At 62.8% G+C, this 25,415-nt stretch carries 35 protein-coding genes; all 35 read right to left on the reverse strand.

The window, feature by feature from the left end; all coding sequences use genetic code 11:
• Positions 1-236: 236 nt before the first annotated feature.
• A complete protein-coding gene (locus tag AXK11_RS06820; protein ID WP_068630609.1) occupies positions 237-1,529 on the reverse strand; it encodes a diaminopimelate decarboxylase family protein in 1,293 nt (430 codons plus the stop codon).
• Positions 1,530-1,581: 52 nt separating this feature from the next.
• Positions 1,582-1,800, reverse strand: coding sequence for an FmdB family zinc ribbon protein (locus tag AXK11_RS06825; RefSeq protein ID WP_068630611.1), 219 nt, complete (start codon positions 1,798-1,800; stop codon positions 1,582-1,584).
• A 143-nt stretch (positions 1,801-1,943) separates the two neighbouring features.
• Positions 1,944-2,540 carry a 50S ribosomal protein L17 gene (rplQ, locus tag AXK11_RS10365; protein WP_068630613.1) on the reverse strand — a complete coding sequence of 199 codons (597 nt, stop codon included), beginning with the start codon at positions 2,538-2,540 and terminating at the stop codon, positions 1,944-1,946.
• Positions 2,541-2,744: 204 nt separating this feature from the next.
• Complete coding sequence (locus AXK11_RS06835; RefSeq protein WP_068630614.1) at positions 2,745-3,746, reverse strand: DNA-directed RNA polymerase subunit alpha; 1,002 nt, start codon at positions 3,744-3,746, stop codon at positions 2,745-2,747.
• 95 nt (positions 3,747-3,841) lie between these two features.
• Positions 3,842-4,456, reverse strand: a complete 615-nt coding sequence (gene rpsD / locus AXK11_RS06840) for a 30S ribosomal protein S4 (protein ID WP_068630616.1) — start codon at positions 4,454-4,456, stop codon at positions 3,842-3,844.
• 56 nt (positions 4,457-4,512) lie between these two features.
• Positions 4,513-5,037 (reverse strand): 30S ribosomal protein S11, encoded by a 525-nt coding sequence (gene rpsK / locus AXK11_RS06845; RefSeq protein ID WP_082780997.1) that lies wholly within the window; start codon positions 5,035-5,037, stop codon positions 4,513-4,515.
• A gap of 37 nt (positions 5,038-5,074) precedes the next feature.
• Positions 5,075-5,449, reverse strand: coding sequence for a 30S ribosomal protein S13 (gene rpsM / locus AXK11_RS06850; RefSeq protein ID WP_068630618.1), 375 nt, complete (start codon positions 5,447-5,449; stop codon positions 5,075-5,077).
• Between the two features lie 105 nt (positions 5,450-5,554).
• Complete coding sequence (gene map / locus AXK11_RS06855) at positions 5,555-6,328, reverse strand: type I methionyl aminopeptidase (protein ID WP_068630619.1); 774 nt, start codon at positions 6,326-6,328, stop codon at positions 5,555-5,557.
• A complete protein-coding gene (locus AXK11_RS10065) occupies positions 6,325-6,813 on the reverse strand; it encodes a hypothetical protein (protein WP_068630621.1) in 489 nt (162 codons plus the stop codon). Before AXK11_RS10065 ends, map begins: the two co-directional genes overlap by 4 nt.
• A gap of 15 nt (positions 6,814-6,828) precedes the next feature.
• Entirely contained in the window at positions 6,829-8,331 is a 1,503-nt protein-coding gene (gene secY / locus AXK11_RS06865; RefSeq protein ID WP_068630622.1) for a preprotein translocase subunit SecY, read from the reverse strand.
• Between the two features lie 118 nt (positions 8,332-8,449).
• Positions 8,450-8,899 carry a 50S ribosomal protein L15 gene (rplO, locus tag AXK11_RS06870; protein WP_068630623.1) on the reverse strand — a complete coding sequence of 150 codons (450 nt, stop codon included), beginning with the start codon at positions 8,897-8,899 and terminating at the stop codon, positions 8,450-8,452.
• Positions 8,900-9,024: 125 nt separating this feature from the next.
• Entirely contained in the window at positions 9,025-9,678 is a 654-nt protein-coding gene (gene rpsE / locus AXK11_RS06875; RefSeq protein ID WP_082780998.1) for a 30S ribosomal protein S5, read from the reverse strand.
• A gap of 11 nt (positions 9,679-9,689) precedes the next feature.
• Positions 9,690-10,052: a 50S ribosomal protein L18 gene (rplR, locus tag AXK11_RS06880; protein WP_068630625.1), complete on the reverse strand. Its 363-nt coding sequence runs from the start codon at positions 10,050-10,052 to the stop codon at positions 9,690-9,692.
• Between the two features lie 35 nt (positions 10,053-10,087).
• On the reverse strand, positions 10,088-10,624 hold the full coding sequence (gene rplF / locus AXK11_RS06885) for a 50S ribosomal protein L6 (protein ID WP_068630627.1): 537 nt from the start codon (positions 10,622-10,624) through the stop codon (positions 10,088-10,090).
• 20 nt (positions 10,625-10,644) lie between these two features.
• The gene (rpsH, locus tag AXK11_RS06890) at positions 10,645-11,037 is read right to left on the reverse strand and encodes a 30S ribosomal protein S8 (RefSeq protein ID WP_068630629.1); all 393 of its coding nucleotides are present in this window, start codon (positions 11,035-11,037) and stop codon (positions 10,645-10,647) included.
• A 79-nt stretch (positions 11,038-11,116) separates the two neighbouring features.
• A complete protein-coding gene (rpsN, locus tag AXK11_RS06895; RefSeq protein ID WP_068630631.1) occupies positions 11,117-11,422 on the reverse strand; it encodes a 30S ribosomal protein S14 in 306 nt (101 codons plus the stop codon).
• A gap of 15 nt (positions 11,423-11,437) precedes the next feature.
• Positions 11,438-12,019, reverse strand: a complete 582-nt coding sequence (rplE, locus tag AXK11_RS06900; protein ID WP_068630633.1) for a 50S ribosomal protein L5 — start codon at positions 12,017-12,019, stop codon at positions 11,438-11,440.
• Between the two features lie 138 nt (positions 12,020-12,157).
• Positions 12,158-12,436: a 50S ribosomal protein L24 gene (rplX, locus tag AXK11_RS06905; RefSeq protein ID WP_068630635.1), complete on the reverse strand. Its 279-nt coding sequence runs from the start codon at positions 12,434-12,436 to the stop codon at positions 12,158-12,160.
• A 2-nt stretch (positions 12,437-12,438) separates the two neighbouring features.
• Entirely contained in the window at positions 12,439-12,804 is a 366-nt protein-coding gene (gene rplN, locus AXK11_RS06910; protein WP_068630637.1) for a 50S ribosomal protein L14, read from the reverse strand.
• Positions 12,805-12,902: 98 nt separating this feature from the next.
• Complete coding sequence (rpsQ, locus tag AXK11_RS06915) at positions 12,903-13,226, reverse strand: 30S ribosomal protein S17 (RefSeq protein WP_068630639.1); 324 nt, start codon at positions 13,224-13,226, stop codon at positions 12,903-12,905.
• A 49-nt stretch (positions 13,227-13,275) separates the two neighbouring features.
• Positions 13,276-13,473, reverse strand: coding sequence for a 50S ribosomal protein L29 (gene rpmC / locus AXK11_RS06920; RefSeq protein ID WP_068630641.1), 198 nt, complete (start codon positions 13,471-13,473; stop codon positions 13,276-13,278).
• Positions 13,474-13,524: 51 nt separating this feature from the next.
• Entirely contained in the window at positions 13,525-13,932 is a 408-nt protein-coding gene (rplP, locus tag AXK11_RS06925; protein WP_068630643.1) for a 50S ribosomal protein L16, read from the reverse strand.
• A gap of 53 nt (positions 13,933-13,985) precedes the next feature.
• A complete protein-coding gene (gene rpsC, locus AXK11_RS06930; RefSeq protein WP_068630645.1) occupies positions 13,986-14,618 on the reverse strand; it encodes a 30S ribosomal protein S3 in 633 nt (210 codons plus the stop codon).
• Between the two features lie 28 nt (positions 14,619-14,646).
• Entirely contained in the window at positions 14,647-14,988 is a 342-nt protein-coding gene (rplV, locus tag AXK11_RS06935; protein ID WP_068630647.1) for a 50S ribosomal protein L22, read from the reverse strand.
• Between the two features lie 118 nt (positions 14,989-15,106).
• Positions 15,107-15,382 carry a 30S ribosomal protein S19 gene (rpsS, locus tag AXK11_RS06940; RefSeq protein ID WP_068630648.1) on the reverse strand — a complete coding sequence of 92 codons (276 nt, stop codon included), beginning with the start codon at positions 15,380-15,382 and terminating at the stop codon, positions 15,107-15,109.
• Positions 15,383-15,418: 36 nt separating this feature from the next.
• Entirely contained in the window at positions 15,419-16,285 is an 867-nt protein-coding gene (gene rplB, locus AXK11_RS06945; RefSeq protein ID WP_068630650.1) for a 50S ribosomal protein L2, read from the reverse strand.
• A gap of 89 nt (positions 16,286-16,374) precedes the next feature.
• Positions 16,375-16,656 (reverse strand): 50S ribosomal protein L23, encoded by a 282-nt coding sequence (gene rplW / locus AXK11_RS06950; protein ID WP_068630653.1) that lies wholly within the window; start codon positions 16,654-16,656, stop codon positions 16,375-16,377.
• The gene (gene rplD, locus AXK11_RS06955) at positions 16,653-17,291 is read right to left on the reverse strand and encodes a 50S ribosomal protein L4 (protein WP_068630655.1); all 639 of its coding nucleotides are present in this window, start codon (positions 17,289-17,291) and stop codon (positions 16,653-16,655) included. Before rplD ends, rplW begins: the two co-directional genes overlap by 4 nt.
• Positions 17,292-17,313: 22 nt before the next feature.
• Complete coding sequence (gene rplC / locus AXK11_RS06960) at positions 17,314-17,961, reverse strand: 50S ribosomal protein L3 (protein WP_068630656.1); 648 nt, start codon at positions 17,959-17,961, stop codon at positions 17,314-17,316.
• Positions 17,962-18,104: 143 nt separating this feature from the next.
• The gene (gene rpsJ / locus AXK11_RS06965) at positions 18,105-18,413 is read right to left on the reverse strand and encodes a 30S ribosomal protein S10 (protein ID WP_068630659.1); all 309 of its coding nucleotides are present in this window, start codon (positions 18,411-18,413) and stop codon (positions 18,105-18,107) included.
• Between the two features lie 44 nt (positions 18,414-18,457).
• Complete coding sequence (gene fusA / locus AXK11_RS06970; protein WP_068630660.1) at positions 18,458-20,638, reverse strand: elongation factor G; 2,181 nt, start codon at positions 20,636-20,638, stop codon at positions 18,458-18,460.
• Positions 20,639-20,663: 25 nt separating this feature from the next.
• Positions 20,664-21,137, reverse strand: coding sequence for a 30S ribosomal protein S7 (gene rpsG, locus AXK11_RS06975; RefSeq protein ID WP_068630662.1), 474 nt, complete (start codon positions 21,135-21,137; stop codon positions 20,664-20,666).
• A 43-nt stretch (positions 21,138-21,180) separates the two neighbouring features.
• Positions 21,181-21,558, reverse strand: coding sequence for a 30S ribosomal protein S12 (gene rpsL / locus AXK11_RS06980; protein WP_068630664.1), 378 nt, complete (start codon positions 21,556-21,558; stop codon positions 21,181-21,183).
• Between the two features lie 467 nt (positions 21,559-22,025).
• Positions 22,026-22,199, reverse strand: coding sequence for a hypothetical protein (locus AXK11_RS09825; protein WP_156469246.1), 174 nt, complete (start codon positions 22,197-22,199; stop codon positions 22,026-22,028).
• Positions 22,200-22,481: 282 nt separating this feature from the next.
• Entirely contained in the window at positions 22,482-25,382 is a 2,901-nt protein-coding gene (gene uvrA / locus AXK11_RS06990) for an excinuclease ABC subunit UvrA (protein ID WP_068630668.1), read from the reverse strand.
• Positions 25,383-25,415 lie beyond the last annotated feature (33 nt).

Genomic DNA, 25,415 nt, shown 5'->3' on the forward strand with positions numbered 1-25,415 from the left:
AAATCGCAAATTCAATGGGAGTGGCGACACGCCACCGCCGCCCGCGCAGGGCCGCCTTCCCGCCCCACGCGCAGTGCGGTCGTTGACCGTTTTATGGGCCGCAGCGTCGTTGCCGCTGCGCGCAAGGGCTTCGACTCTTTCTCTTTGCGAGCCGCTCGCCCTCCCGCCTGGCGGCTCGTCGGGTCAAGACAGGTGCCACAAGGTGCGGCAATAAGAAGGAGCTGTGCCCTTTTTTCCTACTGTGTGGTGAGGCCCGGGTAATCGAGTGTCGCGAAGTGGTCGGCGTACGTCTCGGCGCGGCGGATGAGCCGCCAGCGCGGCGCGCCCTGCGCGTCGGTGCCTTGCCAGAGCAGCTCAGCGCTGCGGAGTTTCCCGTTGTAGTTAAAGCCCATCGAGTGGCCGTGTGCGCCGGTGTCGTGGATCACGAGCAGGTCGCCGACTTCGGGCTCAGGAATCTCGCGGTCGATAGCGAACTTGTCGTTGTTTTCGCAGAGCGAGCCGGTGACGTCGCAGCACAGGGTTGCCCCCCCGCCCTCGCTCCCCGCCCGCCCCGGGACGCTGATGTGGTGGTAGGCGCCGTACATGCCCGGGCGCATGAGATTGGCCATGCACGCGTCGAGGCCGACGTAGTTTTTGTAGGTCTTCTTTTTGTGAATGACCCGCGAGACGAGGTAGCCGTAGGGGCCGGTGACCATGCGCCCGCACTCCATCGCGAGGCGGATCGGCGCGAGCCCGGCGGCGACGATCGTGGCGTCGTAAGCCGCCTTGATCTGCACGCCGAGCGCGGCGAGATCGACGCGGGGCTGCTCGGGCCGATAGGGGATGCCGATGCCGCCGCCGAGGTTGATAAACTCCAGCCGCAGGCCGAGCTCGCGATGCAGCTCGACTGCCAGGTCGAACAGCATCTGCGCGGTCTCCACGAAGTAGGCCGGGTTAAGCTCGTTGGAGGCGACCATCGTGTGCAGACCGAAGCGGCGGACGCCCTTTTGCTGGAGCAGCCGGTAGCCCTCGATGAGCTGCTCGCGGGTGAAGCCGTACTTTGCTTCCTCGGGTTTGCCGATGATTGCGTTGCCCGCCTTCAGCGGCCCGGGGTTGTAGCGGCAGCAGAGAAACTCGGGCAGCCGCCCGCCGAGCGCCGTTTCCAAAAAGCCGATGTGGCTGAGGTCGTCGAGGTTGATGATCGCGCCGAGCTCGGCGGCCGCGCGATACTCGTGCGCGGGCGTATCGTTGGAGGTAAAGATGATCGACTCGCCGCTGAGCCCGGCCGCCGCGCAGAGCTTGAGCTCTGCCAGCGAAGAACAGTCGCCGCCCATGCCCTCGGCCTTGAGCACGTCGAGGATGTGAGGGTTGGGCAGGGCCTTTACCGCGTAGTAGTTTTTAAACCCGCCAGGCACCCAGTCGAAGGCTGCGTAAAAGGCGCGGGCGTTGGCGCGAATCGCCGCTTCGTCGTAGATGTGAAACGGCGTGGGGACGGCAGCGGCGATCGCTTCGAGCTGCGCGCGCGTAAAGGGCAGTGACTTGGAGCTCATGTAGAAAAAGAGCCGACAAGCACAGCGCGCGACCGCCCGCCGTCAAGGAGCACTAAAACCGCAGCCGCGAGTTTTCGTGTCCGCAGTGCGGGCACTTCGCCAGCGACGCATCCGCGGGGGCTTGGTAAAGGTGATTGCAGCGGATGCAGTGGAAGGTGCAGCGGCGGCGTTTGCGCTCGAAGCGCTTATGGTCGCGGCGGTCGTAATAAAGCCACAGCCCCAGAAAAAAGAGGCCGATCACAATGCAGTAGAGGACGGCGGAAAAGGTCACGGAGCACGTAGAACAGTCGCGGTTTATCCGCCCCGCTTATTGATGGCGAGCGCAAGCAGCGAGCAGTGCGGGGGCCCAAACAAGCGGGCGAAAAAAAACGCGGCATGCCCGGGGGCAGTGCCGCGTTTAATAAATGGAGGCACTTACTTTGCCTCGGCTTCCGATGCCGCCTCGGGCGCGGCAGCGGCGGGCTCGACCGCCGGAGCGTCGGCAGGCTGCTCCACGGGTGCCGCTTCGGCGGTGCTTGCGGTCTCGTCATTCGCGGGGGCGACAGCGGATGCGGCCGCGGCCTTTGCGCTCTTCTTGGTCTTCGCGCCAGCGGCGGCCTTGCGCGACTTGGGCTTTTTGTAGCCGGGGTCGTCGGCCTTCACGAGCTCGATCAGCGCCATCTCGGCGGCGTCGCCGAGCCGGGGCCCGAGCTTGTAGATGCGGGTGTAACCGCCGTTGCGGTCTTTGAACTCCTTCACCTTCTCGTTGAAGAGAAGCGTCAGCGCGTTCTCGTCGCGCAGGTCGGCGTGCGCGAGGCGGCGCAGGTGCAGCGCGTCCTTCGGGTCGGTCTTGGCAGCGGCACGCTTGGCTTTGGTGATGATCTTCTCGGCAAAGGGGCGCAGGGCCTTGGCCTTCGTCAGAGTCGTTTTGATGCGGTCGTGAGTGATGAGCGAGGCGGTCAGGTTGGACAGCATCGCCTCGCGATGTTCACGAGTGACCCCGAGGGTCGCGCGGTGTTTTTTGTGACGCATTGGGCAGTGTGGATTTCAGGTTTGGTTAAAACTCCCGTTCGGCAATCCGGTCGCAGCGTTGGGCGGCGCGGACGGCGCGAGAGTTTGAGAGGCTTGAGCCAGGCTTGGGCTTCCCACTTCCCGGAGGCACGCCCGCTAAGGGCTGTACCAGGGAAAATCAGGAAGCGGGCGTGGAGATTTCGCGAAGCGCGAACGGCACGGCAACTAGATGTCGCGGCGGCTATCGAGCAGGCGCTCGTCGAACTTCATGCCGAGCGAGAGACCGAGGGCTTCGAGCTTGTCCTTGATTTCGTTGAGCGACTTTTTGCCAAAGTTGCGGTACTTGAGCATCTCTTGCTCGGACTTCATCGCGAGCTCGCCGACGGTCGTGATGTTGGCGTTGTTCAGGCAGTTCGCGGCGCGCACGGAGAGCTCGATTTCGTTGACCGACATGTTGAGCAGCTTGTGAAGCTTGTTTTGCTCTTCACTGATCTCGGACTGCTGGCTCTCGAATTCGTAGGTCTCGTCGGACACGCGGTCGAAGACATCGAGGTGCCGCTTGAGGATCGAGGCCGCTTGCTTGAGCGCATCGTCGGGCGTGATCCGGCCGTCTGTAGTGACTTCGAGGATGAGCTTGTCGTAGTCCGTGATCTGGCCGACGCGGGTGTTCTCGACGCTGTATTTGACGAGCGTCACGGGCGAGAAGAGCGAGTCGATCGGGATGACGCCGATGGCTTGCTCTTCCTTTTTATTCTGCTCGCCCGGGTAGTAGCCGCGGCCGGTCTTGATCTCCACCTCGGCCTCGAAGGCGCGCTTGCTGTCGAGGGTGCAGATCACCTGGTCGGGGTTGATGATCGTGATGTTGGCATCGGCCTGGATGTCGGCGGCGGTGACGGGGCCCGCCTTGCTGACGCTGATGCGCAGGTTGATGGGCTCACGCTTGTGCGATACGAGGAGCACCTTTTTGAGGTTGAGGACGATGTCGGTGACATCCTCCACCACCCCCTCGATGCTCTGGAACTCGTGGTTCACGCCTTCGATTTTAATCGAAGAAATCGCCGCGCCCTCAATCGAGCTGAGCAGGACGCGGCGCAGGGAGTTTCCGATCGTGTGGCCGTAGCCCGCTTCGAAGGGCTCGGCGATGAACTTGGCGTAGGTCTCTGTAGAGCCTTCTTCGACCTTGGTGAGTTTGTTCGGCAGTTCGAACTTTCCGAGACGTTTGGGCATAGCGATAAACTCTGAGTTGAGCGGTTTTTAAGTGTGGGAGGCGGCGGTCAATGCAGGCCCGGCGGCAACAGCTGCAAGGGCGCGTTTCGGGCGCATTAGAAGCGCGAGTAGAACTCGACGATGATCTGCTCGTTGACGCCGGGCTCCATTTCGTCGCGATTGGGGAGGCGGTTGACCTTGGCCTTGAGCGTCTCGCTGTCCATCGAAAGCCAGCCCGGGACGTTGCGGATGCGGTTTTCCTCAAGGTTGCGGGTCGCCAACTGGCGCGAGGCCGGAGCGTTTTTGACCTCGATCTCGTCGCCCGCCTGCACGCTGTAGCTGGCGATATCGACCTTGTGGCCGTTTACGCGGATGTGCCCGTGGTTGACGAATTGGCGGGCCGCGGCGCGGCTCTTGGCGATGCCGAGCAGGTACACGACGCTGTCGAGGCGCGTTTCGAGCAGTTGCAGGAAGCGCTCACCGGTGATGCCGCGCTCGTTCTTCGCCTTCTCGAAGAGACGGCGGAACTGCCGCTCCAGAAGACCGTAGATGTAGCGTAGCTTCTGCTTTTCGTTGAGACCGATGGCGTATTCGGACTGCTTGCTGCGGCGCAGGCGCGGGCCGTGCTGGCCGGGCGGGTAGGAGCGGCGCTCAAGGGCCTTGCCGGAACCGAGGATGTGTTGGTTGAAGCGGCGGCTAAGACGAGTGGTTGGGCCTGTGTAACGAGCCATGAGTGGTGTGTTTTAAATGTTAAATGAAACTACGGCGTGGCGGCAGCGGGCACTGTTTAAGCGCGGCGGCGTTTGCGCGGGCGGCAGCCGTTGTGCGGCACGGGGGTTACGTCGATGATCGAGGTGATTTCCAGGCCGATGGCCTGGAGTCCGCGGACGGCGCTGTCGCGGCCCATGCCGGGCCCCGAGAGGCGGATGACGATTTCCTTGAGCCCGTGCGACATGGCGGTGCGCGCCGCGTCCTGCGCGACGACCTGCGCGGCGTAGGCCGTGGACTTGCGCGAGCCGCGGAAGTTGCACTTGCCCGCGCTGGACCAGGAGATGACCTGCCCCTTGGGGTCGGTGATCGAGACAATCGTGTTGTTAAAAGAGGCAAGCACGTTGGCGATGCCGGAAGAAACGTTCTTCGAGCCCTTGGCCTTGCGGATCTTGATGGTGCCAAGCTCTTCCTTGAGCAGATCGGCTGCGGTGGGTTGCTTGGCAACACCGCCGACAGTTTCGACGACGGGGGCCTCTTTCTCGGGCGCAGCAACAGCGGCGGCAGCCTGCTCGGTCTTGGGATCGGACTTTTCTTCAGCCATGATGGGAAATGCGGTAGCGGTTTAAAAAGGGAGTCGGTTACTTGGACGACTTGGCGCCGATCGTTTTGCGCGCGCCTTTGCGGGTGCGGGCGTTGGTGCTGGTGCGCTGGCCGCGCACGGGCAGCCCGCGGCGGTGGCGGATGCCACGGTAGCAGTTGATCGCCTGGAGGCGCTTGAGGTTGGAGGCGATCTCGCGACGCAGGTCACCCTCGATGAGCCACTTGTGCTCGGTGATGACGTGCAGCACCTTGTTGAGCTGCTCTTCGTCGAGATCGTTGGCGCGCATGTCGGGGTCGAGCCCCGCCTCAGCGACAATGATGTCGGCGCGGGTGGGGCCGATGCCGTTGATGTAACGCAGGGAATAGGCGACTTTCCTGTTTCCAGGAATTTCTACACCGAGAAGACGTGGCATGTGAACTTAGTGGTTTAGGTTGAGAAGGTTGGTTTTGGGAAAGGGAAGGAACGGTCGCAGGAGTGACCGGTTGGCTTTTTTGGGCGGGCCAGTGTGAGCGGAGGGCTAGGAAACCGCAGGCGGTACGGTGAGGATTTCGGCGCCCTTATCCGTCACGAGGATGGTGTGCTCGAAGTGGGCCGAGGGAGAGCCGTCTGCGGTGACGACTGTCCAACCGTCTGAGAGCACTTTGGTGCGGTAGTGGCCGAGGTTGACCATCGGCTCGATCGCCAGCGTCATCCCGGGCTTGATCACCAGCCCGCGGCCGGGCTTGCCGAAGTTGGGGATCTCGGGCGGCTCGTGCATCTGCTCCCCCACCCCGTGGCCGACGTAGTCGCGGACGACGCCGAAGCCGTGCGACTCGACGTAGGTCTGCACTGCGTGGGAGATGTCGCCGATCCGGTTTCCCGGGCGGGCTTGCGCGATGCCCAGCACGAGCGAGTGCTCCGTCACGCTGATCAGCTTTTGCAGTTCGGGCCGGATTTCGCCGACGGGGATCGTGACCGCGTTATCGCCGACGTAGCCCTCGTAGCGGACCGTGACGTCGATGGAGACGATGTCGCCGTCCTGAATCACGCGGCGCAAGGAAGGCACGCCGTGGACGACCTCCTCGTTAACCGAAATGCAAGTGTGAGCGGGGTAACGGCGATTACCGATCTGGTAGCCGTAGTCGGCGCTGCGCGCGCCATTGGCGGCGATCAAGTCGCGGCCCGCTTCGTCCAAGTCTTGGGTAGTCACCCCGGGGCGCACGAGCTGCTTGAGCTCATACAGCACCTTGGCGGCGACAGCACAGGCAGCACGCATGCGTGCGACTTGCTCCTTTGTTCGTGGGAAACTCATGCGGCAAGGGCCGCTTCGGTCGCGGCAGTACTCGGGTTGCAGTCATGGGTTTCGCAAAGAAGCCCCTGTGTGGAAAAGTGTTTGAGAAGCTCGGGCGAGGCCGCCGTCGCGCCGCTCGTTTTTTCAACGAGGACGGCGTCGAGTGACTCGCCGCGGGCATCCAACCATTCATCAAACACGATTGCTTGGAGCAGCGTAGCCGGGAAGCCCGTGAGGACAAAACCCGCATCAGGTTTGCGCGCGAAAAACCAGCGCCGCATGCTAGCCAGCGCGAGTTCCTCCCCCGCAGCCGCTCGATCCGAGCGGCAGTCGGGGCGGCGCGAAATCTCCGGCCGCAGTTGTCCGGCCAAAGAGACGTGCTCTAAGATGTTCTTCAAAGAACTTGCTCCGGAGAGCAGGAGCTTACCTGCGCTGCCGAGGCAGACTAGCTTGGTCCTGGCGACGTTGCCCCCAAGAAAAAGGGGGCGGAAGCTGAGCGTCATCATGACCCGTGTAAAGCCCTAAAGTGCGAAGGCTTGAATTGCCCAGGCAATGATGCCGATTGCGAAAATGATCACGGTCGGGATCACGAGTTTCATGACTGCCTCGCTGCTCAGCGCGTCGCCAGTCATGCCCTGGCGGGCACCGGCGGCGCGGGCGCGCACACGCCCTTTTTTGAGGAAGCCATCGTAGTGGCGCTGCAAGAGGAAGGTCTCCATCTGGCGCATCGTGTCGAGGATGACGCCAACGGTGATCAGCATCCCGGTGCCGCCAAAGAAGATCGCGATACGCTGCGGCACATTGAGCTCGAACAGCAGGAAGTCGGGCATGACGGCGATCACGGTCAGGAAAATCGCTCCGGCAAGCGTCAGCCGCGTCATGATGAAGTCGAGGAACTGCGCCGTGGGCCCGCCCGGGCGCACACCCGGGATGTAGCCGCCGTACTTCTTCAAGTCATCGGCGATCTGGATCGGCTTGAACATGATCGAGACCCAGAAGTAGCTGAAGAACAGGATCAGGCAGGTGTAGATCGCGTAGTAGCTCCAGTGGCCGCGCAGCAGCTGCTGCGAAAACTCGGTCAGGAACTTGATGTTGAAGGCCGCGCCGATCTGCGAAAAAATCTGCTGCGGGAAGAGGATGATCGCGCTGGCGAAGATCACCGGCATGACGCCCGAGTAGTTCACCTTGAGCGGGAGGAAGGAGCTCTGCCCGCCCATCACCTTGTTCCCCACGACGCGCTTGGCGTACTGCACGGGGATTTTTCGCTGGCCCTGGACGACCATGATGATGCCCATCGTCACCGCGAGGAAGAGCAGGATCATGACAATCGCCTGCGGGAGCCCGAGCCGCGCCACGCCGATGGGCGCAAAGAAAAGCTGGTAGGTCGCCGTCGCCGCAGCCGGGATATCGGCCAGGATACCGACCGTGATGAGCAGCGAGACGCCGTTGCCGATGCCGCGCTGGGTGATCTGCTCGCCGAGCCACATCAGCAGCATCGTGCCCGCCGTCATGTAAATCACCGAAGTGAGCAGGAAGCCCATCTTCCCCACCATCACAATGGGCCCGTAGATCGTAATGTCGTAGCCGGGGAAAAGCCGCCCGGGATTCTCAAGCGCGAGGATCAGTAGCGTCCCCTGCACCAGACATATCAGTACCGTCGCATAGCGCGTGTACTGCGTGAGCTTCTGGCGGCCGACATCGCCCTCCTGCTGGAGGCGGCTCAACGCGGGCACGAGCGCCGTCATGAGCTGAAACACAATCGAGGCGCTGATGTAGGGCATGATGCCCAACGCGGCAATGGCGCCCTTCACGAGGGCGCCGCCGGTGAACATGTTGTAGAGGCTGACGAGCGCCCCGCCGCCGCCCGCCGTCTGGTCGGCGAAAAAGGCCTGGAGCGGGTGCGGATCAATCCCGGGCAACGGGATGTGCGCCGCCACGCGGGCTACGAAGAGCAGCGCGAGCGTGTAAAAAATGCGCGAGCGTAACTCCGGGATTTTTAGAGAATTGGTAAACGCGGAGAACATTAAGCGTAGGGGGCGGGCAAATTAACCAAGAGAGAGTCGGTGCGATGAGAGAAGAGCGGCGCGAGTGTGGCGAGAGAGGCTGCGGCCCATGACAAAAGCCGTAGCCTCCGCATTTGCATCAGGCCGCGACGATGGCCTGGCCGCCCGCCTTTTCGAGCTTGGCCTTGGCGGACTCCGAAAACTTCGCCGCAGTGATTTTCAGTGCGCGGGAGATTTCGCCGTTGCCCAGGACTTTGAACTTCGTGTCGCCCTTGCGCAGGAAACCGTTGGCGGCGAGGACGCCGGCATCGACTTCGCTGATCGCGGCGTCGAGCGTTTCGAGGTCGCCCAGATTCACGATCGGCAGCTCGGTGCGGAAGTTCGCGTTGTTAAAGCCGCGATGCGGGAGCCTGCGGTAAAGCGGCATCTGCCCACCTTCAAACCCGGGGCGGATGCTGCCGCCGGAGCGGGCCGTCTGGCCCTTGCCGCCGCGGCCGCTGGTCTTGCCGTGGCCGCCGCCTTCGCCGCAGCCGACACGCTTCTTGCGGTGCACGGCACCGGTAACGTTCTTAAGTTCGTGGAGTTTCATAGTGTTCCTGTAAGGGGCGCCCACCCACGAAAACGCAGCACATGTAAGTGTGCGCCTCCCCGGGCGGACTCGGATAAGTTTGATTCTTCTTCGGGCAACGCGGAGCGGAAGAGAGGGCGGGGAGCTCAGCCCTCGCTCTTCAGCGCGTTCCTGTAAGCCTCGGCCACGCGCAGTTTGCGCAGCCCTTCAAACGTCGCGTTCACGACGGCGATGTGGTTTTTCGAGCCGAGCGACTTGGTCAGCACGTTTTTGACACCCGCGGCCTCAAGAACGGCGCGGACACCGCCACCTGCGATGAGGCCGGTACCGGTCGTCGCGGGGCGCAGCAGCACGCAGCCGCCATCGTACTCGCCCAAGACCTCGTGCGGGATCGTGTCGCCCTTGATCTGCACGGTGACCATGTGCTTGTTGGCGTGCGCGGTGCTCTTGCGAATCGCTTCGGGCACTTCGTTCGCCTTGCCGTAGCCGATGCCGATCTTGCCCTTGCCGTCGCCGACGACGGAGAGGGCCGAGAAGCTGAAGCGGCGACCGCCTTTGACGACCTTGGCGCAGCGGTTGATGAAGACGACTTTCTCGATCAGGCCGGAGTCGTCTTCCTTGGCCGAGTTATCGCGGCGGGAGTCGCGGCGCGGGCCACGCCCGCCACCACCGCCTTCGCGACGGCCGGGGCGGGAAGGACGCTCGGGACTCGGAGCAGCAGCAGCGGGTGCGGCAGCCGCTTCGGGGCTGGCAGCGGAGGTGGGCTCGGGGGCGATAGGAGTTTCAGTTTCGGTGCTCATGAGCGAGGCGCTTAGAATTGGAGTCCGCCTTCACGAGCGGCTTCGGCGAATTGTTTTACTTTACCGTGGTAGCGGGCGCCGTTGCGGTCGAAGACCACGGAGCCGATTCCGGCTTCCTTGGCCTTGACGGCAAAGGCCGTACCCAGCTCCTTGGCTCCGGCCACATTGGCCGCGACTTTCTTTTGGCGAAAATCGGGGGCCAGCGAGGAGAGGAACGCGAGGGTCACACCGCGGTCGTCGTCCACGGCCTGCGCGTAAATGTGCTTGCCGGTAAACTTGACGGTGAGGCGCGGCCGCTCGGCGGTACCATTGATCTTCTTGCGGATGCGCCAGCGGCGCTTCTGCAGGAGTTTGCTTTTTAGAATAGTGTTCATGGGTGGTGCTCCCTTGAGAGAAGTTGCGACTAGGGTTAAGCGACGGTCTTGCCTTCCTTGCGGCGGACGCGCTGGCCGACGATCCGGACACCTTTGCCCTTGTAAGGCTCGGGCGGGTAGTAGCTGCGGATCTCGGCGGTGACGGCACCGACCAGTTGCTTGTCCGCGCCCTCGACCTTGACCTTCGTCTGGTCGGTGACCGTGACGGTGATCCCCTCGGGTATGTCCATCACGATGGGGTGCGAGTAGCCGAGCGCGAGGTCGAGCTGCTTGCCCTTGAGCGTGGCGCGAAAACCGACGCCCTGGATTTCGAGATCTTTGACAAAGCCCTCGCTGACGCCCTTCACCATACCGGCGATGATCGAGCGGGCCGTACCGTACATCGAGCGCGCGAAGCGGCTCTCATCGACAGGCTGGACCGCGATCTGGCCTTCGGCATTGGTGATGCTTACGACGGGCGCGAATGTTTTGGAAATTTTCCCCTTCGGGCCATCGACGCTGACCGTGGTGCCATCAATGGCGACCTTTACGTTGGCGGGGACCGGGACGGGTTGTTTACCGATGCGACTCATGGTGCTTGTGGTTCTCCGTGTTACCAGATTTTGCAGATGAGCTCGCCCCCCGCCTTTCTGCGGCGGCAGTCCTGGTCCTTCAGCAGGCCTTGCGAGGTGGAGAGGATCGAGATGCCGAGGCCGTTGAGCACGCGGGGAATCTCGGTGTAGCGGTAGTAGAGGCGACGCCCCGGCTTGGAGACGCGCTGCAAGTCCGTGAGTACGGGCTGGCCGTCCACGTACTTCATTTTAACGACGAGGGTTTTGTGGCCGCGCGCGTCGGTGCCGAGCGTGTAGTCGGAGATGTAGCCGTCGCCTTTGAGAATGGCGGCGATGCTCTCTTTAAGTTTGGAGTGCGGCGCGGAGCACTCGTCGAGCCGGGCCCGCGAGGCATTGCGCAAGCGGGTCAGGAAATCACTGATTGGGTCGTGCATGAGTTGGATGTTTTCTTGTCGCGCCCGGGCGGGTCATATCCGACTCCCGCTCAGGCCAAAAATCTGGGTTTTCCCCCGTTTACCAGGAAGACTTGGTGACGCCGGGAATCTTACCCGCGAGGGCGAGCTCACGGAACTGGATGCGCGATACGCCGAACTTTCGGATGTAGGCGCGCGGGCGGCCACTGAGCTTGCAGCGGTTGTTGACGCGCACGGGCGAGGAATTGCGGGGAAGCTTGGCGAGCTTCTTCTGCGCCGCGAAGAAGTCTTCGTCGCTGGTCTCGGGATTTGCGAGGGCCGCTTTCAGCTCGGCGCGCTTGGCCTTGTATTTTTCGACAAGACGCTCGCGCTTCTTGTTGCGTTCGATGGCGGATGTTTTCGGCATGGGTGGTCGAGAGTGTTAGGCGGCGGCTTTTTGCTCGGTGGACGCGGTCGCGGCAGTGCGGCGGAAGGGCATGCCGAGCAGGCGGAGCAGCTCGCGGCCTTCTTCATCGTCCCTGGAGGTGGTCACGATGGTGATGTCCAGGCCCATCGTCTTCTTCACGTTTTCCACCGTGATTTCGGGGAAGATGGTGAAGTCGGTGATGCCGAGGTTGTAGTTCCCGTTGCCGTCGAGTTTTGGGGAGATGCCGCGGAAGTCGCGAATGGTCGGCAGTGCGACGGCGATCAAGCGGTAGAGGAAGTCCCACATGTTGGCGCCGCGCAGCGTCACACAGCAGCCGACGACCTGGCCCTGGCGGAGCTTGAAGTTGGAGATCGCCTTCTTGGCCTTGGTGAGCACCGGGCGTTGACCGGCGATGAGGCCGAGGTCGCGCTGGATGTCGGCGATCTGCGTCTTGTCCGCGTCGGCATCGATACCGGTGTTGAGGACGATCTTCTCGACCGTCGGCACTTGATGCTTGTTGGTGTAGCCGCGCGCCTTGGTCAGCGCGGGGACGACCTGCTCGGCGTAGAGGGTTTTAAGTGTCGGTGTGTGGCTCATTGCTGGATCCACCGGATTTCCGACCCGGCGGCATAGGGAGTGAAAAAAAGGGGGCGAGTAGCGTGTGTCTCAGGTGCGCTTGGCAAGTGCGAAGATTGAGCGCGCCTGCGATTGGGCTTCGGTTCGCACAGGTAAGGCTCAGGCGGCGGCCGCAGCGGCGGACTTGCCGCGCTTGCTCGCATCGTAAGTCGCCTTGAGCATGAGGTTGGAGATGTGGATCGAGCCCTCGCGCTCGGCAATCGTGCCATTGGGGTGATCCTGCGACTTCTTGAGGTGGCGCTTGATCATCGCCACGCCTTCGACCCGCGCACGGGACTTGGCGGCGAGGATTTCCAGCACCTTGCCTTCTTTACCTTTATGCGAACCGGCGATGACGGTGACCTGGTCGCCGCGTTTGATGTGAAATTTAGCAGCCATTGTTAGAGTACCTCCGGGGCCAACGAGATGATCTTCATAAAATTCTTCGCGCGCAGCTCGCGGGCGACCGGGCCAAAGATACGGGTGCCCTTGGGGTTGTTGTTGGCGTCGATGATGACGACCGCGTTGCTGTCAAAGCGCAGGTAGCTGCCATCCGCGCGGCGGACCGGAGCCTTGGTGCGGACGACGACCGCCTTGACGACCTCGCCCTTCTTGACCGAGGCATCAGTCGAGCTTTCGCGGATGTGGATGGTGACGATGTCGCCAATGCCCGCGGTGTCGGTGTTTTGCCCCGCCTTGCGGATCATGGCGGCCTTTCGCGCGCCCGTGTTGTCGGCGATGGTGAGTCTGGAACGAAGTTGGATCATGACGTGAGTCCGTGTGTGGGATTTAAATAGTCAGTGCAGACGCGAAGTGCGGCGCGCGGCGGTGGAGGGAAAATCGCAGTGCAAGCGGAGGCGCGTGCTCAGGCCTTGGCCTCTGCGCCCGCAGCAGCGGCAGTCTCGGCAGCGACGTCCTCAATGCTCGCGGCGCGCTCCAGGATCGAGACGATGCGCCAGCGCTTCAGGCGGCTCAGGGGGCGCGTCTCCATGATCTCCACCTTGTCCCCCGGGTGCGTCTCGTTTTTCTCATCATGCGCGTGCACGACGGTCTGGCGGTTGACGACCTTGTGGTAAAGCGGGTGCGGCGTCTTGTAGGGGATCGTCACCTTGATGGACTTGTCGCCGGAGCGGCTGGTGACGAAGCCGATGAGTGTCTTGCGGCTGTTATGGCGAATGTGCTGGGACATGGGCGGCAGTATGTGTGGCGAGCGTATGAGGCAGTGACCAGAGCGCGCGTCAGGCGGCTTGGCGGCCCTTCTCGTTCAAGATGGTTTCCAGGCGGGCGATTGTCTTGCGAAGCGCGCGCAGTTCGTGGGTTTTCTCCAGCTGGCCGGTCTGCTTGCGCAGGCGCATCTGGAGGAGCTGGTCGCGGGACTCGCGGAGCTTGGCAGTGATCTCGACCGGTGAGAGTTCGCGGATTTCTTTAGAAGTCATGAGTGCAGTGTGCGCGTGGGCAGGAGTGATCGGCGGGCGGGCGCGCTCAGGTTAGCGGGTGATGAAACGGCAATGGAAAGGCAGCTTCGCATCCGCCAGGCGGAAGGCTTCCTTGGCGATCGTGGCAGGCACGCCGGAAAGCTCGAAAAGCATGGTGCCCGGCTTGATGACGGCGATGTAGTAGTCGACCGAGCCCTTCCCCTTACCCATGCGGACTTCGGCGGGCTTGCTGGTGACGGGCTTGTGCGGGAATACGCGGATCCACAGTTTCCCTTTGCGCTTGAGGTGGCGGGTGATCGTGACGCGCGCGGCCTCGATCTGGCGGCCAGTCATCGGCCCACGAGTGAGCGACTGGAGGCCGAACTCGCCAAAAGCGAGCGTATTGCCGCGCTTGGCGTTGCCGGTGTTACGGCCTTTCTGGGATTTGCGGTACTTGGTGCGTGCAGGTGCGAGAGCCATAGTTGGTTTCTCCTAAAAGTGATTCGATCCGGCGGCGTGCGAAGGAGCGGCGATTAGTTGTTGTCGGACTCTTTTTTGCAGATCCAGCACTTGATGCCGATCTTGCCGTAGACGGTCTGCGCCTCGGCGAAGCCGTAATCGATGTTCTCGCGCAGTGAGTGCAGGGGCACTCGGCCCTTGCGCTGCCACTCGCGGCGCGCGATGTCGCCACCGCCGAGACGGCCCGAGCACTGGATGCGGATGCCGCTGGCGCCGAGTGTCATGGCGACTTCGACGGCCTTTTTCATCGCGCGGCGGAAGGCGATGCGGCGCTCCAGCTGGAGCGCAACGTTTTCGGCGACGAGCTGCGCCTCGATCTCGGGCTTCTTCACCTCCTGGATGTCGAGGAGGATTTCCTTCCCCGTGATGCGGGCGAGCTCTTCCTTGATCTTCTCGACCTCCTGGCCCTTGCGGCCGATCACGATCCCGGGCCGAGCGGTGTAAATCTCGACGCGGACGCGGTTGGAGGCGCGCTCGATAAAAATGCGCGGCACGCTGGCCTGCTTGAGCTTCTCCATGAGCTTCTCACGGATGATCTGGTCTTCGACCAAGAGCTTGCTGAAGTCCTTCTTACCGGCGTACCAGCGGGACTGCCAGTTGCGGCGGACGGCGAGACGGAAGCCTACGGGATTGGTTTTCTGGCCCATGTTGGGAAAAGGAGGGGGAGCTAGTAGATCAGTTGGAGTTGCCGTCGCTGAGGACGATGCGGATATGCGACATCTTTTTGCGGCGGGGCTTGGCCGTGCCGCGCGCACCCGCCTTGAAGCGTTTGAGGACGGGGCCGTTTTCGATGATCGCCGACTTCACCGTGAGTGCATCGGCACTCAGGTTGTTGTTGTTCTCCGCATTCGCGATGGCGCTCTTCAGCGTCTTGACGATCAGGCGGGCAGATTTGCGCGGCACGAGCGTGAGAAACTCGACTGCCTCGGCAGCCTTGCGGCCTTGGATCGTACGAGCGACTTCGCGCACTTTTTTCGGCGACATGCGCGCGTATCGGGTGAGGGATTGGACTTCCATGATCTTGTGATTCCTTGGGCTAAGGCGACAGCAGGGCTTCCCCATACCAGCGGGGAATTTAAAGCCCCCCTGCCCTTTTTTCAGACGTGTGTCAGGTTAAACAGAAACGAAGAGTGGGTTAGACGGCTTTCTTGGTCGTAGCGCCGTGCGACTTGAAGGTGCGGGTGGGCGAAAACTCACCGAGCTTGTGGCCGACCATGTTTTCGGTGACGTGCACGGCGACAAAGGCCTTGCCGTTGTGCACATTAAACGTGTGGCCGACGAAATCGGGCGTGATCGTCGAGCGGCGCGACCAGGTCTGGATCGGCTTGTGCGAACCGGCAGCCGCCGCCTTCTCGATCTTCTCGAGCAGGTGGTAATCAACGAAAAAGCCCTTTTTGATGGAACGTGCCATGGTGGGTAAGTGATGCGCTTAAAAGCTGTGGGGAGATTACTTGCGGCCGCGCGGCTTGCGACCGTTGTGGTGGACGATGATGAGGCTGTTCGAGGGCTTGGAACGGCGGCGCGTCGGATAGCCCTTGGCGAGCTGGCCCCAAGGCGAGACCAGGTGCTGGCGGCCACCACCACTCTTGGAGAGTCCGTTACCACCACCGTTGGGGTGGTCGATCGGGTTCATCACGATACCGCGGACGCGCGGACGCTTGCCGAGCCAACGTTTGCGGCCCGCCTTGCCGAGCGACTGGTTGGAGTGATCGGAGTTGCCGACTTCGCCAATCGTCGCGCGGCAATTCGGGTTCACCAGTCGGATTTCGCCCGAAGGCATCTTGAGCTGGGCAAAGCCGTTCTCGACGGCGACCAGCTCAATCGATGCGCCCGCCGAACGCGCGAGCTGCGCACCGCGGCCCGGGACGAGCTCCACTGCGTGCACGCGGGTCGCCGGAGGGATCAGCGCGAGCGGATAGTTGTTGCCCACCTTGAAGTCGTTGTGCCCGGCCGTGTTGGAAGCGAGGATCGTTGCGCCGACCGCGAGTTTTTCGGGCGCGATGATGTAGCGCTTTTCACCGTTGGCGTAAGCCACGAGCGCGATGTTGGCCGAGCGATTCGGGTCGTACTCAATCGCCTGCACGCGGGCCGGGATGTCGAGGATGCTGCGCTTGAAGTCGATGATCCGGTAGAGGCGCTTGTGCCCGCCGCCGCGACGGCGGGAGGTGATGCGGCCATAGACGTTGCGGCCACCACTCTTGTGCTTGGACTCGGTGAGTGCGCGCTCCGGGCGCTTCTTCGCGAGCTGCGGCTGGTGGTTGAGCGTGGTGAAACGCTGGCTGGGCGTCGTAGGACGAGAGGCTTTGAGTGGCATGGGAGTGTGGCTCCTTCGCGGTAATTTAAAGTGTGGTTAACAGGCGTATGTGGCGTAGTGCGCGACGACGGGTGAAGGGCACTCTCGGCTCAGATCAGCTCGATCTTGTCGCCCGTCTTCAGCGTAACGATCGCCTTCTTGTAGTCGGAGCCCTGGACGTGGCGCCCGTTGCGAGTGCGTTTGTTCTTGCCCCGGTAGTTCTGGATGTTGACGCGGCGGACGCTGACCTTGAAGGCCTGCTCTACCGCCTCGGCAATCGAGTGCTTGTTGGTGCCTGGGTAGACCTCGAAGGTGTACTGGCCGAGCTCAGCAGACTGCTTGCTCGATTTCTCCGTCATCCGGGCGAGTTTGAGAACGGCGTTTGGGTTCATTTCGTCTTACCTCCGTTGATGCGGGAGAGAATCTTTTCGAGGGCGGTGCTGCTGACGATGATCTTGCGGTACTGGGCGAGATCCACCGGGTTGAGCTCGGCGGCCTCTTGCAGCGATACACGCTCAAGATTGCGTGCGGCACGGAAGGTCTCGTCCGAGAAAGGCGCGTCGACGAGGAGGATCTTCCCCGTGGGCGCGATCCGCTCGACGACCTCGTTCATGAGCTTGGTCTTCGGCTCAGGCAGCGCGAACTGCTCGATCACCGCGAGCTCCCCCGTGTTGGCGCGCTCAAAAACGGCGCGGCTGAATGCGAGTGCCCTCACCTTTGCGTTAACCTTCTTCGAGTAGTCGCGGGGCTTGGGGCCGAAAACGACACCACCACCGACCCAGAGCGGCGAGCGCGAGGAGCCGGCGCGGGCACGGCCCGTGCCCTTCTGGCGCCAGGGCTTCTTGCCGCCACCGCGGACTTCGCCGCGAGTCTTGGTCGAGTGCGTGCCTTGGCGGCGGTTGGCGTTGATGGCGACGATCACCTCTTTGAGCGCCTGAAGGCCTTTACTGCCTTCAAACACGGGGAGGTCGGCAAACTCTTGCTCGGTGCTGGTTTTCCCGTCGGGACTAAAAACTGTGAGTTTCATGGGCTAGCGTTATCCTTTGGTATTAGGCGTTCCTGGGCTGGCCTTTGATGGCGCTGCGGATGATGACATCGTCGCCGTTGGCCCCGGGGATGGCTCCCTTGAGGAGCAGCAGGTTTTTGTCGGCGATGACCTGGACGACGCGCAGGTTTTGCACCGTGCGCTGGACGTTGCCCATCTGCCCGGGCATCTTCTGGTTCTTCAAAACGCGGCCAGGTGTTTGGCGCATACCGATGGAACCGATGCGGCGGTGAAACATGGAGCCGTGCGACGCGGGGCCACCGCCGACGCGGAAGCGCTTCACGACGCCCTGGAAGCCCTTGCCCTTGGAGGTGCCGACAACGTCAACAAGTTGGCCCTCATTGAAAATCTCGACGGTGACAGTGTCACCGGCCTTGGCGTCAGGAGCCGCATCGAGGCGGACTTCGCTGAGGACACGCGGGGCGACCTCAAGACCGGCCTTCTTCGCGTGGTTGCGCTCGGCGAGCGACGTGTTCTTCGGCTTCTTGGTCGAGAAACCGAGCTGCACGGCATTGTAGCCGTCGCGATCAGAGGTTTTGACCTGAACGACCGAGCAAGGACCGGCTTCGACTACAGTGACGGGGACCAAGACGTTGTTCGCGTCGTAGACCTGCGTCATGCCGAGTTTTTTGCCTAAAAGCGATGTAATCATAAGGCTAAGCGGTAGGTGGAAGATTTCAGACCTACATTAGTCAGGCTCCAGCGGTGCGGTTTTTTTGATCGCCCCAGGCGCCGGACTTTCGCGCGCCGAGGAAGAATGCCCGCACATGGGCATCTGCTAACTATGGACTAGGGTTATACGTTGATCGTGATGTCTACGCCGGAGGGAAGGTTGAGTTTCTTGAGCTCGTCCACCGTCTGCGCGGTGGGCTCGATGATGTCGATGAGGCGCTTGTGCGTGCGCGACTCGAACTGCTCCATCGACTTTTTGTCGCCGTGCGGGGAGCGGTTTACAGAAAGCTTCTCGATGCGGGTGGGCAACGGGATGGGACCCGAGACGCGCGCGCCGGAGCGCTTGGCGGTCTCGACGATCTCCAGCGCCGACTGGTCGATGACGCGGTAGTCGAAGCCTTTGAGTTTGATGCGAATGCGTTGGCCTTTCATGGCAGATTGGAAAAAGGGACTGTGGCGAGGTGTGGGCGGCCGCTTTAGCTGCGGGCAGGAGCGCGAGAGCTGGACTCGACGATCTTGGCGAGCAGCGAGCTCGGGACTTGCTCGAAGTGCGAAGGCGTAATCGAGGCGCTGGCGCGGCCTTTGGAGAGCGAACGGATGTCGGTCACGTAGCCGAAAAGCGTTTCGAGCGGGACATGGGCCGAGACGATGCACGCGCCCGCCTTCGACTCCATCCCCTGGATCTGGCCGCGGCGGCGGTTCACATCGCCCATGAGGTCGCCCTGGTATTCTTCCGGAGTCGTGATCTCGACCGCCATGATCGGCTCAAGGAGAATCGGGTTGGCCGCTTTCATCGCCTCCTTGAAGGCGAAGATGCCGGCCATCTTGAAGGCGAGTTCGGAAGAGTCCACATCGTGGAACGAGCCATCGACGATGCGCACCTTGATATCGACGACGGGGTAGCCCGCGACGACACCGTTGTTGGCGCCTTCCATGATTCCGTCGGTCGTCGGCTTGATAAATTCCTTGGGGATGACGCCACCGACGATCTCGTTGATGACCTCGATGCCCTTGCCCTTTTCGTTGGGCTCGATCTTGACCACGGCGTGACCGTACTGGCCCTTACCACCGGACTGGCGGATGAACTTACCCTCGCCAGTGGCCTCGGCGAGGATCGTCTCGCGGTAGGCGATCTGCGGTTTGCCGGAAGCGGCCTCGACCTTGAACTCGCGCTTCATCCGGTCGCGGATGATGTCGAGGTGCAGCTCGCCCATGCCGGAGAGAATCGTTTGCCCCGTGTCGGTGTCGGTCGAGACGCGCAGGGTCGGGTCTTCGGCCACGAGCCGCTGGAGCGCGTTACTCATCTTCTCCTGGTCGGCCTTGCTGTTGGGCTCGATCGACATGGAGATGACGGGCTCGGGGAAGGACGGCGGCTCAAGACGCACATCGTAACCTTCGTCGCACAGCGTATCGCCAGTGATTACGTCCTTGATGCCGACGAGCGCACAAATGTCCCCCGAGTACGCGACGTCGATTTCGTCACGATCCATCGCACGCATGAGCACGAGGCGCGAGACGCGCTCGCTGCGGCGGGTGCGCGGATTGTACAGCGGCGTCCCCTTCGGGAGTTTTCCGGTGTAAACGCGGTAGAAAACGAGCTTTCCGATGAAGGGGTCGCTCCAGAGCTTGAAGGCGAGACCGGCGAGCTTGCCGTTGTCATCGACCTTCACCGCCACTTCGTTGCCCTCGGAGTCCTGGCCCTTGATCTCGTCGACATCGAGCGGGTTGGGCAGGTAGTTGACGACGCAGTCGAGGAGGCGCTGGACGCCTTTTTTCTTGAATGCAGAGCCCGGGATGACGCCGACGAAATTCATCGAGATCGTCGCCTTGCGGACTGCGATTTGCAGCTCCTCCACCGTGACTTCCTCGCCGCCGAGGTATTTTTCGGCAATCACGTCGTCGAAGTCGGAAACCGCTTCGATCAACTTTTCCCGATACTCTTTCGCCTGCGCGGCGAGCGCTTCGGGAATCGCCGAAGTGCGGGGCTTGAGGCCGAGCGAGTCTTCCTCATCGCCAAAAATGTAGGCGCAGTTCTGCACCAGATCGACGACGCCGTTAAAGTCATCCTCCTTGCCGATCGGGATGAACAGCGGATGCGCGTTGGCACCGAGCTTCTCGCGCATCTCTTCGATGGCGCGGAAAAAGTCCGCTCCCGTGCGGTCCATTTTGTTAACGAAAGCGATGCGCGGCACGTTGTACTTGTTCGCCTGCCGCCAGACTGTCTCGGACTGCGGCTGCACGCCGGCAACCGCGCAAAATACGGCGACCGCGCCGTCCAGCACGCGCATCGAGCGCTCGACCTCGGCCGTGAAGTCCACGTGCCCGGGCGTGTCGATGATGTTGATGCGCTGCTTGATCCCCTTCCAGGGGCCGCTCGACGCATCCCACGCACAGGAGATCGAGGCCGCCGTGATCGTGATCCCGCGCTCGCGCTCCTGCTCCATCCAGTCGGTCACCGCAGTGCCTTCGTGGACTTCGCCGATCTTGTGAACCGCGCCCGAGTAAAACAGGATGCGCTCACTGGTCGTCGTTTTTCCCGCGTCGATGTGCGCGGCGATACCGATGTTGCGCGTCCACTCTAGCGGGAACGGCCGATCTTTGGCATTCGCCGCAGAAATCTTCGACTTCTCTGTAACAATGGAAATGGCTGAGGACATTTTTTAGGACGACGGCGATTTTTTCTTACCAACGGAGATGAGCGAAGGCGCGGTTGGCCTGGGCCATCCTGTGTGTGTCGTCCTTCTTCTTAACCACGACGCCCGTGTTGTTGTAGGCATCTACGATCTCGGCGGCCAGCGCGTCGCGCATCGGCATGGCCTTGCGGTTGTTCGCCGCGGCGACGAGCCAACGCAGCGCGACCGACTCCTGCCGCTCAAACGAAATCTCGACCGGCACCTGATACGTCGCCCCACCCACGCGGCGGCTCTTCACCTCCAGGCGCGGACGCGCGTTCTCCATCGCCCCGAGCAGCAGGTCGACCGGGTTCCCCTTGTCGAGCTTCTCGGACACCTTTTCAAAGGCACCATAAACGATGCGCTGCGCGGTGTTCTTCTTGCCGTCCTTCATGACGACATTGACTAGGTGGGCAACCAACGGGCTGTTGTAGCGAGCGTCCGGGGTGATCTTGCGCTTAGTGGCTCTGTGGCGACGTGACATAGCGAGGTGTTAAGAATTGGTTTTCTTGAAAAGTGAGTGGCCCTTACTTGGCCTTCGGACGCTTCACCCCGTACTTCGAGCGGCTGCGGCGGCGTTTCTCGACACCGGTCGCGTCGAGCGCGCCGCGCACGATATGATAGCGCACACCGGGCAAGTCCTTCACACGGCCGCCGCGCACCAGCACAATCGAGTGCTCTTGCAGCGAGTGACCCTCATCGGGGATGTACGAAATCACCTCGATACCGTTGGTCAGGCGCACCTTGGCGACCTTACGAATAGCGGAGTTCGGCTTCTTCGGCGTGCGGGTCATGACCTGCACACAGACGCCGCGGCGAAACGGGTTGCTGTCCAAAGCCGGGGACTTCGACTTGGCCACAACCTTGCGGCGGCCTTTGCGAACGAGCTGATTGATGGTCGGCATACTGAGGGTACGTGTGAAATCTAGGGAAAAGAGGCCGACGCTAGCACCGCAGTTTAGCTCGGCAAGCGTTTTTTAGCCAAAATCGTACAGGACGCGTAACTTCGCGTCCACCAAGGCATTGGCGCAAAAAAACCAAAAAAAAAACGCCCGGCCACGAAGGCCGGGCGATAAACGGGGCGGAGCGTAAGCTCAACACCCCGTTTTTGGCGGGAGGGATTCACAGGACAGGCGAACTGAGCACTGGAGACAAGTCTTAATTGCGAAAAATTTTTACTAAAAAATCCCCACTCCCCTACGCCCCACGCGTGTGACAGCAGGCGGCTGGGGCACCAAACGCAAATGGAGCGGGAACCCATTGGGGCGAACCCCGTCGGTTTACGGGTTAAATCCGGATCCGACCGGAGGGCGGGGGATTTTCATGTAAATTTGCGATTTTGGGCGGGAGGGCGGGCAAAGCGCACGCGCCCTTAACCCCAAATCGCAAGAAGTAGCGCGAGCCCGATCAGCGCGAGTACCGCAAGGGCTACGGCGATGATTGCCGCCTGCACGATGCCAACTATCATGGGCCGCAGCCAGCCCCAGCTCCAGTCCCAGTCCGACTCTTCTCGATCCTCGGGGTAATCGTCGTGGTAACGTCTCATAGGCAGCGCCGACACTGCCCCACGCAACCGATAGCGCACGACATAAAACAGGAGTCGCCGCTTCGCCACTGCCGCATTTTCCCGCTAACCCAAAAAATCCGCCCCATTCGCACTTTGAGTCCTCTTCCTGTCGCGCAGCGACAGGGGGAATTCACGTAAATTTGCGATTTTGGGCGGGTGCGCAGCACACGGGCAAAATCGCAAATTGAATGGAAGTGGCGACCCGCCACCGCCGCCCGCGCAGGGCCGCCCTCCCGCCTGGCTGCGCGGCTGCGCACCCTTTTATTGGGCGGCGGCAGTGGCCCAGTGTTTGAGGGCGGTGCCGGTAGTGGAGCGCGGCTCGGCCTCGATGCCGGAGCGCGGGCCGGCGTAGACGAGCTCGCCGCCTGCCTTGCCGCCGCCGGGGCCGAGGTCGATCAGCCAATCCGCCAGATTCAGGACGTCGAGGTTGTGCTCGATGATGATGATGGTGTTGCCCGCGTCGCGCAGTTTGAAGAGCAGGTCCATGAGCCGCTGGATGTCGACCCAGTGCAGGCCGCTGGTCGGCTCATCCAGTATGTAGAGGGACTGGCCTTGCTGGCGTTTGCTGAGCTCGAGCGAGAGTTTGAGCCGCTGCGCCTCGCCGCCGGAGAGTGTCGGCGCGGCCTGGCCGAGTTGCAGGTAGCCCAAGCCCACGGCATCCAGCGTTTCCAGCTTGTCGATGATCCGCGGGATGTTGCGAAACAGCGCAATCGCCTCCTGCACGCTCATGTCGAGCACGTCGGAGATCGAGTGTCCGTGAAAGCGCACTTCGAGCGTTTCGCGGTTGAAGCGCCGCCCGCCGCAGCTCGGGCAGGGCGCGTAGGCATCGGCCATGAACTGCATGTCGAGCTTGATCAGGCCGTCGCCCTGACAGGTTTCGCAACGGCCGCCGCGCACGTTGAAGGAAAAGCGGCTCGCCTTGTAGCCGCGCACTTTGGCGAGCGGCACTTGCGCGAAGAGCTCGCGCAGCAAATCCATCAGGCCGACAAAGGTCGCGGGATTCGACCGCGGGCTGCGCCCGATCGGGCTTTGATCGACGAGCACGAGTTTCTCGAAAAACTCCAGCCCTTCGATGGCGCGGTGCAGCCCGGGCAAGGTCTTCGCGCGGTTGAGTTTTCGCGCGGCGGCCTGCGCGAGGATGTCGTTGACGAGCGAGCTTTTCCCCGAGCCGCTGGGGCCGGAAACGCAGGTCAAAAGCCCGACCGGAAATTTCGCATCGATGCCTTTCAGGTTGTGCTCGCGCGCCTCGCGCACGGTCAGCCAGGCGCCATCGGGCGAGCGCGTGCCCGCGTCGTTTTCGATCCGCAGTGTGCGCGAGAGGTAGCCCGCGGTCTGCGACTGCCTGGGCGAGAGTTTGAGGCACTCATCAAGCGGCCCCTGGAAGAGCAGTTCGCCGCCCTGCTTCCCCGCGCCCGGGCCGAGCTCCAGCAGCTCGTCGGCGATCCGCATCGTATCTTCGTCGTGCTCGACGACGACGACGGTGTTGCCCCTGTCGCGCAGTTCCTGGAGCTGGCGCAGGAGGCGCGCGTTGTCGCTCGGGTGCAGGCCGATCGTGGGTTCGTCGAGGACGTAGATCACGCCCATGAGGCCCATGCCGAGCTGCGTCGCGAGCCGCACGCGCTGCGCTTCGCCGCCGGAGAGCGTCGCCTGCTCTCGGCCCAGCCCGAGGTAGCCCAAGCCCGTATCGAGCAGAAAACGCAGCCGCCGCGAGATGCCTTGCGCGAGCTCGCTCAGGCCCTCGTCTGCGGCGAAGCGCGCCTCCAGCCCGGCGGCAAACCGGGCGGCCTCCTCGACATCGAGCGCGAGAAACTCGGGGTAGCTTTTGCCCGCGAGGCGCACGGCGGCGCTGCGCGCGTTGAGCTTGGCGCCGTGGCACTCGGGGCACGGGCCGCTGATCATGAAGGTCGTCAGCCGCGCGCGAAATCCGTCGCTTTTGGTCTCGCGAAAACTCTCCTCCAGGTCGGCGATTACGCCCGGGAAAGGCATCGGCTGCGGGCTGCGCATCCGGCGCAGTTTGAAGGCAAACTCGCGCTCGCCCGCGCCGTGCAGGATCACCTGCCGCACGTCTTCGGGCAGCTCGCTCCAGGGCAGGTCGGGATCAAAGGGCAGTTGCTCAGCGAGCTGCTTGAGCAGCGCGTTGTGGCGGATGATCAGGTTTTTCCCGCCGAGCCGCCACGGCTTGATCGCGCCGCCGCGGACGCTCTTCGACGCATCGGGCACGATGAGTTCGGGCGCGAAATGCAGCTTGCGGCCGAGCCCGCCGCAGCTCGGGCACGCGCCTTTCGGATGGTTCGCCGAAAAATGCTGCGGCGTGAGCTTCTCAAACACGTCGCCGCAGACTTCGCAGGCGAGGTGCTGGCTGAGCGGTATCTCGCGCCACTCGTCGGACTCGCGGCTCGCCTGCACCAGCGCAAGCGCGCGGTCGCCGCCTTCGCGGAAACACAGCTCCAGCGAATCGGCAAGGCGGGCGCGTTGATCGGCCTGGACGACGAGCCGATCCACGACGAGCTCGACTGCGAGCTCCTGCGTACCGAGCCCTTTGGGAATCGCATCCGCGTCGTCGAGGTCGGCGATTTTTCCCGCGATGCGCACGCGCTGAAAGCCGCGTTGGCGCAGCCGCGGCAGCTCCTCGCGCAGCACGCTGGGGCGGGCGCGCAGCACCGGCGCCAGCAGCATGAGCCGCTGGCCCGCACAAGCCTGGAGGACTTGCTCGATGTTGTCGTCGAGCGAGCGGCGGCGGACACGCCCGCCATCCTTTGGGCAAAACTGCTCGCCGCCGAGCGCCCAGAGCAGCTGCGCATAGTCGGCGATCTCGGTGGTGCTGGCGATTGTGTGGCGCGCACTGCTGCCGCCACCGCCACTGCCCGAGCTGCCGCGCTGATCAATCGCGAGGACGGGCGAGAGACCGTGGATGAAATCCACGTCGGGCCGTTTGAGCTGGTCGAGCACGGCGCGCGCCTGCACCGAGAGCGACTCGATGTATTTGCGGTAGCCCTCGGCATAGAGCGTGTCGAAGGCGAGCGAGGATTTCCCCGAACCGCTGGGACCAGTGATCACGATGAGCCGACCGCGCGGGAGGCGCACATCGAGGTTGCGCAAGTTGTGCTCGCGCGCGCCTTTGATGTGGATGTGCGTGGCGGCGGCTGAGGCGGTGGCGGGCATGGAGCAAGGGCGTGGGAAAGGGCGCATCGAGCG

Origin of the sequence: Cephaloticoccus primus, from assembly GCF_001580015.1 — a bacterium.
Taxonomy (GTDB): Bacteria; Verrucomicrobiota; Verrucomicrobiia; order Opitutales; family Opitutaceae; genus Cephaloticoccus; species Cephaloticoccus primus.